The organism is Arthrobacter sp. NPDC056886 (assembly GCF_042788715.1).
Classification (GTDB): domain Bacteria; phylum Actinomycetota; class Actinomycetes; order Actinomycetales; family Micrococcaceae; genus Arthrobacter.
The window spans coordinates 317,717-325,150 of sequence record NZ_JBHUBT010000006.1; the positions used below are offsets into that span (position 1 = coordinate 317,717).

Here is a 7,434-nt window from a genome sequence, read left to right on the forward strand (position 1 = left end):
GACGCTGAGAGCTAACTAGGGCCAAACCGCCAGAGCCGAGGCGCCGGGCTCTGGGTGCGCGCTGGGGGTATAGTCATCGCATGCTCTCTAGGCGTCGATTTATTTGCCCCCGACCGGTTCCCGGTCGCGAGGGCTCTGAGGCGCGCGCCTAGGTCCTGGCGCCGGATTGAGTCCGGGGGGAAGAACCCACAACTCGATCCGAACACAAGGACCAGCCATGCTCACGTACCTCCGCCCCTCCGAGCTCCACGACGCTTTAACCATCCGAGATCTTTCAGATCCGGACGACCGGCCCCATGCGATGCAGACGCTGTTGCAGGGCATCACCGACGCTCTGTGCCGTGAATGGGGAGTGCCAGAGCGAATCGTCCGCCACAGCCCCCTGGTGAGTGTGGCCGACAACTACGATCGCCTAGGGTTCAGCGCGTCGGACGTAACGCGGGATCAAAGATACTCCCGCTACGTCAGCCCAACGGTCATGCTCCGCAGCCACACCTCGGCTTCCATCCCGTCGCAGCTGCGGGCACTGGACGCCGATGCCTCAATCGACGAGCTCTGGGCCGTCCCCGGCCTGGTCTATCGACGCGACAGTATCGACCGCACCCACGTGGGAACTCCCCACCAGGTCGACCTGTGGCGCGTCAGCTCGCGCGGACAACTCGGCGCCGACACCCTGCAGGAGATGATCGGATCGCTGGTGCAGGCGGTGCTTCCGGGGGCCCGATGGCGCGCAGTTGCAGCCTTGCATCCCTACACCAGAGAAGGCCTGCAGGTCGATGTCCTCATGGACGGCGAGTGGCTCGAACTAGCAGAATGCGGGCTCATGGCGCCTCATCTCTTCCCCGAAGCAGGCCTGGATCCTACAAGGTGGTCTGGACTGGCTCTCGGGATGGGTTTGGACCGGGCACTGATGCTCCGCAAAGGCATCCCCGACATCCGGTTGCTGCGATCTGCGGACGAGCGAATCAAAAAGCAGATGTTGGACCTGTCCCGTTGGAAACCGGTCTCGCAAATGCCCTCCATCCGCAGAGACATCTCCATTGTGGTGTCCGCGGACATGGATACTGAAGTGCTCGGCGACCGAGTGCGAACAGCATTAGGCGCGAAGGCTGAGGATCTGGAACGCGTCGAACTCTTGGCCCTAACTTCCTATCGAGACCTCCCCGCAACAGCGCGGCAACGACTTCGCATCCGTGATGGCCAGGCCAATGCACTGATACGTCTGGTGCTGCGTCCTCTCGCTCGGACCATGACAGATCCAGAGGCGAATCAAATCCGAGACGATGTCTACTTGGCCCTGCATGAGGGGCCAGTCCGGGAGCTCATCGCAGGATAGAGCTGCGCCGGCCTTCCCCTGCGTGCCAAGGAACCGGTGCCCTGCGCGAAATTAGGTATCAACTTTGTATCGGCCTCATATCGTTCCCGTTGCAGTTCCCGCGCCGGGGCGGAAACCCGGCTGCCGCGCCGTGCCCGTGTGCCATGCTGGAATCCGGCTGTCCCAGGATCGCCGGGCCACTCTCCGGCAGGTGAAGGATATGCGGACACCAGCGGTCCAGGACGGCTACAAACAGATCATCGCCCCGGGACGCGGGGCACAAGAAGGGACAGCAGCATCAGGAAGCGTGAAGTTCAGCAGCCAACGGTGGGGCGCGTCCGCCGCGCCGCGCTGGCGCTGGCGCTGCCCGCCGCCCTCCTCCTGTCCGGCTGCGTGGCGACGCCGCAGAGCGGCATCACGAACTCCAGCAGCCCGTCGGAGCTCATTCCTGCGCCGGCGTCGGGCGTCCCCACCACCAGCGCTCCGCTCGAAACAGCCCAGACGTCGAACAAGGCTCCGGTGTATTGGATCGGCAGGAGCAATGACAACGCGTTCCTCTACCGCGAGTTCCGCGATGTCCCGGATCAGGACAACCCCGTCACCCGCGCTCTCCGGGTGATGATGTCCGAGACGCCGCTGGACCCGGATTTCTTCACGCCCTGGCAGAACCCGAAGAAGCTGGCTACGTCGATTTCCGGCAAGAATGTCATCACGGTGGATGTCTCCGCGGATGCCTTCAACAGCAACGTGGATGCGTCCATGGCTGAGCGAGCCATCCAGCAGCTGGTCTACACGGCGACGGCTGCCGCGGCCAGCGCAGGCCTCATCGATGCCGGACAGCAGGCCCAGGTGGTCGTCCTGGTTGACGGTCACACGGACTACGTGGCCTTCAACCACGTCCGGCTGGGCGAGCCGACCTCCCGCGGCGCCGGTATGGTGGCACCCGTGTGGATCATCGATCCGCAGGAAGGCACGTCAGTGGCCGACGGTTCGGTCAAAATCAGCGGCCGGAGCACCGTCCAGGGCGGAAAGCTCCGCTGGGCGATCCTCAAGGTAGACGGCGACGGCGACAACGCCAAGACGGCCTACCTCAACGGCAACGCCACGGCCTCGGCCGACTCAACCCAGTCCGGGTTGTTCACCTTGTCCGTGAACCTCGGCCCGGGCAACTACGAAGTCCGCGTGTCCCAGGTGGACGCGTCCGACAGCGCCAAGGAAGTGTTCCAGGACACCCGCGGCTTCACCGTTAAGTAGTCTGCTAAATAGCCTGGCGCACTAAATAGTCCCGCGAGCCTTAACGTCAGGAAGCCACCACGCAGGCGGCCGGTCACCAGCGGCCGAGGACGTCGCTGGCCAGCACGGTGGCGGCAGGCCCGGCGGTGGACGAGCGCAGCACATGGTGCCCCAACAGGGCCGTGACCGCCCCTGCGTCGCACAACCTGGTCACCTCCCGCGGGCTGATGCCGCCCTCGGGACCCACGATCAGCAGCACTTCACGGGACCCGGCGTCGCCAGGCTGCGCGGTTTCCAGCCATGATTCCAGTACCTGCCGCAGCGGGCGGACTGCATCTTCGTGCAGGATGACCGCCAGGTCTGCGGCCGCCACGGCCGCCTGCAGCGCGGCGCCGTCGACTGCCGCCCGGACCTCCGGAATCCAGGCGCGGCGCGCCTGCTTGGCGGCTGCCGTCACCACTGACTGCCATTTGGCGTGTGCCTTCGCGGCCCGTTCAGCCTTCCACCGCACAATGGACCGCTCCGCCTGCCAGGGAATGACGGCGTCGATGCCCAGCTCGGTGGCTGTCTCGGCCGCAAGCTCGTCGCGGTCGCCTTTGGCGAGGGCCTGGACCAGGACCAGCCGGGTCCCGGGCCGCGGCTCATCGGCAAGGTCGAGGCATTCGACGGTCAGCTCACCGGGCAGGGCGGCAGTCACCGTGCCGGTCAGCCGTTTGCCCGCGCCGTCGGCGATGTCCACGGACTCGCCGACGGCGATCCGCTTGACGGTGACAGCGTGGCGGGCCTCGGCGCCCTCCAGGACGAAGGCGGAGCCGGGGACCTGCTGGTCCAGCGTGCCGGGGGCGGTGAAGAAGACCGGGTTACTCACCGCTACAGGTTACCGAGCCGGTCCCGGAGTTTGGCGAAGACGCCGCCGCTGGCCGCGAGCTTCCCGGCGGTGAAGTGTTCGCCGCGCAGCTTGGCCAGTTGGCGGAGCAGGTCTTCCTGGGCGGCATCGAGCTTGCCGGGTGTTTCGACCTGCAGGTGCACTTTCAGGTCACCGCGCCCGTGGCCGCGCAGATGGGTGACACCAAGGCCGCGCAGGGTGATGATCTCGCCCGACTGGGTGCCAGCCCGGACGTCGATCTCCTGCTGCCCGTCGAAGGTGTCGAGGCTGATTTCGGTGCCGAGCGCGGCGGCCGTCATCGGGATGTTGAGGCTCGCGTGCAGGTCGTCGCCGTCCCGGACGTACGTGGCGTCGTTGTTGACACGGATCTCCACGTACAGGTCCCCGGCCGGACCGCCGGCGGGGCCTGCCTCGCCCTGGCCGGACAACTGGATGCGGGTGCCGGTGCCAACGCCGGCCGGCACCTTGACGGTCAGCGAGCGGCGGCTGCGGATCCGCCCCTGGCCGTTGCATTCGTTGCAGGGGTCCTTGATGACGGTGCCGAAGCCCTCACAGGATCCGCAGGGGGCCGAGGTCATGACCTGGCCCAGGATGGAGCGCACAGCGCGCTGGACCTGGCCGCTGCCGCCACAGATATCGCAGCGCACCGGGTGAGTGCCCTCGCGGCAGCAGGAGCCCTCGCACGTCGGGCAGACCACAGCCGTGTCCACCTCGAGCTTCTTGTTGACGCCGAACACCGCGTCACGGAGGTCGATCCGCACGCTTATCAGTGCGTCCTGGCCGCGGCGGACCCGGGACGCCGGGCCGCCCTGGCCGCCGCCCGCGCCGAAGAAGGTCTCGAAGATGTCCTGGAAGGCGAAGCCCTGGCCCGAGTAGCTGCCGCCGCCGAAGCCGTTGTCGGTGCCGTTCTCGTTGCCGGTGGTGTCATACACCCGCCGCTTCTGCGGATCGGAGAGAACCTCATAGGCGTGGGTGACGGCCTTGAACCGGTCCGAGGCGTCTTCTCCCGGGTTCACGTCCGGGTGGAGGGTCCGGGCCAGTTTCCGGTAGGCCTTCTTGATCTCCTCCCCCGTTGCGTCGCGGGAGACTCCAAGAACGTCATAGTGGCTGGTCAAAGTCTGTATCTCTTCCTTTTTGTACTGCCGGTGGGGCACTGCCTGTGGGGCAAGAAGTCGTGTTGGTCCCAGGCCCGTCAGGGCCCCAGGATCCTCGAAAGGTAGCGGGCCACCGCGCGGACGGCGGCCATGGTGGTGGGATAGTCCATCCGGGTGGGTCCAAGGACGCCGACCTTGGCCGTGGCGTCCGGGCCGTAGGCGGTGGCCACCACCGAGGCCTCGGCGAGACCGTCGTAGGGGTTTTCCCGCCCGATGCTGACGGTCACACCGCGGGGGTCTTCGGCCATTTCGCTGAGCAGGCGGAGCATGACCACCTGTTCCTCGAGCGCCTCCAGCACGGGGCCGATGCTGAGCGGGAAGTCCACATTGGACCGCGCCAGGTTCGCCGTGCCGGCCATGACCATGCGCTCCTCGCGACTGCTCGTGGCCAGGGCCTCCAGGCCGCGGGCCAGCGCCTGCGCCGGACCACGGCGCGCAGGCGGGCCACCGGCGACGACGGCGGGCAGCAGCTGGGGCAGCAGGCTCAGCGGGGTTCCGGTGAGGCTCGCCAGGAAGCGCGTGCGCAGCTCCGCCAGGGCGTCGTCGGGAATGTCCTGCCCGACGTCGATGACGCGCTGCTCCACTTTGCCGGTGTCCGCGATGAGGACGATCAGCACCTTCCGGGGGGCCAACAGCACGAACTCTATATGCCGCACCCTCGCGCGGCTAAGCAGCGGATACTGCACGACGGCGACCTGGTTGGTCAGGTGGGAGAGGAGCCTTACGGTCCGGTCGAGGATGTCGTCGAGGTCCTCGGATCCTTCCAGCAATGCCTGGATGGCCCGGCGCTCGGCGTGGGACAACGGCTTCACCGCTGAGATCTGGTCGACGAAGAGCCGGTAGCCCTTGTCGGTGGGGATCCGGCCGGCGCTGGTGTGCGGCGCCGTGATCAGACCTTCGTCTTCCAGCGCCGCCATGTCATTTCGGATGGTGGCACTGGACACGCCGAGATGATGCCGTTCTACGAGCGCTTTGGAACCAACGGGCTCACGCGAATGGACGTAGTCCTCCACGATGGCGCGCAGCACTTCGAGTTTGCGCGGTTCGCTCACGCTCCACCTCCAATCGACTGTCCCGCAGCCGGTGCCACCCGCCTTGTCCCGTTTGCGTCCAGAAGTAGTACCGAGAGGTAATACAGAGACGGCCGTCTTGGGGACAAGGGTTAGCACTCGACATGCCTAAGTGCTAACCAGTCTAATATGAGTCGCCGCGTTGTTAGCATTGGATTCGCTCCAGGCGTGGCCCGCGGGGCCGCGATTCCCGTCACGCCGGTGCCGGGACCGTGGCCGCCGCTGCCGTTGCCGCGCCACCGCGGCCCGGTTCCGGACCCGGAGAGTTCCACTGACCGCCGTACATTCCGAGTGCAAAGTAAGCGTGTAGAGATGTCGTACCAGAACTGGGGACCCCAGGACCTGTCCGCCCCCGCCAAGACCCAGTTGCCGGAAGTCCCCGTGGAACGCGGGATGGTCCTCGAGGAGGTCCAGTCCGGCTGGGTGGGAGCCGTGACCCGGGTGGAGAAGTCCGGCGGCATGCATGTGGTGGCACTGGAGGACCGGCGGGGCAAGTCCCGGTCCTTCCGCCTCGGCTTTGGCTTCCTGTTGGAGGGCCAGCCGATCCGACTGATGCCTCCGGCCCCGAAGAAGGCGGCGCCGACCGCCGGTGCCGGCCGCACGGCGTCGGGCTCGGTCCGGGTGGCGGGGCACCGCGCCCAGGTGGCCAAGGCCAGCCGCATCTGGGTGGAGGGAAAGCACGACGCCGAACTGGTGGAGAAGGTCTGGGGCGATGATCTCCGCGTGGAGGGCATCGTCGTCGAACCCCTGCACGGCATTGACGACCTCGCGGGCGCCGTGGCGGAATTCGGTCCGGGCCCCGGCCGCCGCCTCGGCGTGCTCGTGGACCACCTGGTGCCCAACTCCAAGGAGTCACGGATCGCCGACGCCGTGATGGCCTCACCGGGCGCCGCCGGCAACGTCCTGATTGTGGGCCACCCTTACGTGGATGTGTGGCAGGCCATCCGGCCAGCGGTCCTGGGTATTGAAAAGTGGCCCGTGATCCCCCGCGGCGTTGACTGGAAGACAGGCATCCTGATGGCTTTCGGGTGGCCCCACTCCACGAAGGAGGACGTCGGCCTCGGCTGGCAGAAACTTTTGGGGGCTGTCCGCAGCTATGCGGACCTGGAGGCGTCCCTGCTGGGCCGCGTGGAAGAGGTCATTGACTTCCTCACCGTGCCCTAGTTTGCCGCGGCGGACGCTCCCTGATCTCCATTTCCGCCCCCGAGCAAGTATTCTTGGAACGGTGACCGCGCTCCCAGCACGGTTCCGGCTATTCCAGGCACAACCCAGGCAGCAACGCATCACCGCAATCCGAAGGGCTTCACCGTGGCAGATAACGCACGCGAACACACGGGCAACCAGGCCGGCCAAGGTCAGCCCCCGTACCATGGCGTTCCGGCAAATGCGCTCCCGCTGACGGCCAGCGAGGACCGGCAGTGGGCCACGCTGGCGCACTTCGGCGGCATCCTAGGCTGCGTGCCGTCGCTGCTGATCTATCTGATCTTCAAGGACCGCGGCCCGTTCACGGCGCAGGAATCCAAGGAAGCCCTCAATTTTACGCTGCCGCCGACCCTCGCCGCGGTGCTGGCCAATCTGCTCGTCTTCATTCCCGTGGTGGGCAACCTCTTCGCCGTGCTCGCCACGGTGATCTGGATCGCCGTGACGTGCTTCTCGGTGGCGGCCGGCATCCACGTCAACCGTGGCCAGCCGCACCGTTACGAGTTCAACCTGCGCTGGATCAAATAGCCCGGCCCGGACGCCAGCAAGAGAGCCGGCCGCTGCCCTGACGGGCAG

The 7,434-nt window shown here is 66.8% G+C and carries 7 protein-coding genes; 4 read left to right on the forward strand and 3 right to left on the reverse strand.

Annotated elements, in window-relative coordinates:
* The first annotated feature begins 217 nt into the window (after positions 1-217).
* Positions 218-1,336, forward strand: coding sequence for a hypothetical protein (locus tag ACFRJ8_RS12850; protein ID WP_377986541.1), 1,119 nt, complete (start codon positions 218-220; stop codon positions 1,334-1,336).
* Positions 1,337-1,642: 306 nt separating this feature from the next.
* On the forward strand, positions 1,643-2,569 hold the full coding sequence (locus ACFRJ8_RS12855; RefSeq protein WP_377986542.1) for a GerMN domain-containing protein: 927 nt from the start codon (positions 1,643-1,645) through the stop codon (positions 2,567-2,569).
* A 73-nt stretch (positions 2,570-2,642) separates the two neighbouring features.
* Here the strand turns inward: ACFRJ8_RS12855 and ACFRJ8_RS12860 are convergent, their stop codons facing one another.
* From ACFRJ8_RS12860 to hrcA, 3 genes are all read right to left on the reverse strand, one after another.
* Positions 2,643-3,416: a 16S rRNA (uracil(1498)-N(3))-methyltransferase gene (locus tag ACFRJ8_RS12860; protein WP_377986543.1), complete on the reverse strand. Its 774-nt coding sequence runs from the start codon at positions 3,414-3,416 to the stop codon at positions 2,643-2,645.
* 2 nt (positions 3,417-3,418) lie between these two features.
* Entirely contained in the window at positions 3,419-4,549 is a 1,131-nt protein-coding gene (gene dnaJ / locus ACFRJ8_RS12865; RefSeq protein ID WP_377986544.1) for a molecular chaperone DnaJ, read from the reverse strand.
* Between the two features lie 77 nt (positions 4,550-4,626).
* Complete coding sequence (gene hrcA, locus ACFRJ8_RS12870; protein WP_377986545.1) at positions 4,627-5,640, reverse strand: heat-inducible transcriptional repressor HrcA; 1,014 nt, start codon at positions 5,638-5,640, stop codon at positions 4,627-4,629.
* 330 nt (positions 5,641-5,970) lie between these two features.
* Between hrcA and ACFRJ8_RS12875 the strand changes: the two genes are divergently transcribed.
* Together ACFRJ8_RS12875 and ACFRJ8_RS12880 are read left to right on the forward strand one after the other, a co-directional pair.
* Positions 5,971-6,822 carry a DUF3097 domain-containing protein gene (locus ACFRJ8_RS12875; RefSeq protein WP_377986546.1) on the forward strand — a complete coding sequence of 284 codons (852 nt, stop codon included), beginning with the start codon at positions 5,971-5,973 and terminating at the stop codon, positions 6,820-6,822.
* A 144-nt stretch (positions 6,823-6,966) separates the two neighbouring features.
* A complete protein-coding gene (locus ACFRJ8_RS12880) occupies positions 6,967-7,386 on the forward strand; it encodes a DUF4870 domain-containing protein (protein ID WP_377986547.1) in 420 nt (139 codons plus the stop codon).
* Positions 7,387-7,434: the final 48 nt, after the last annotated feature.

Bases quoted from the DNA above. Each gene is read 5' to 3' on its own strand.
- ACFRJ8_RS12875 (WP_377986546.1), top strand. From the start codon at position 5,971: ATGTCGTACCAGAACTGGGGACCCCAGGACCTGTCCGCCCCCGCCAAG.
- ACFRJ8_RS12850 (WP_377986541.1), top strand. From the start codon at position 218: ATGCTCACGTACCTCCGCCCCTCCGAGCTCCACGACGCTTTAACCATC.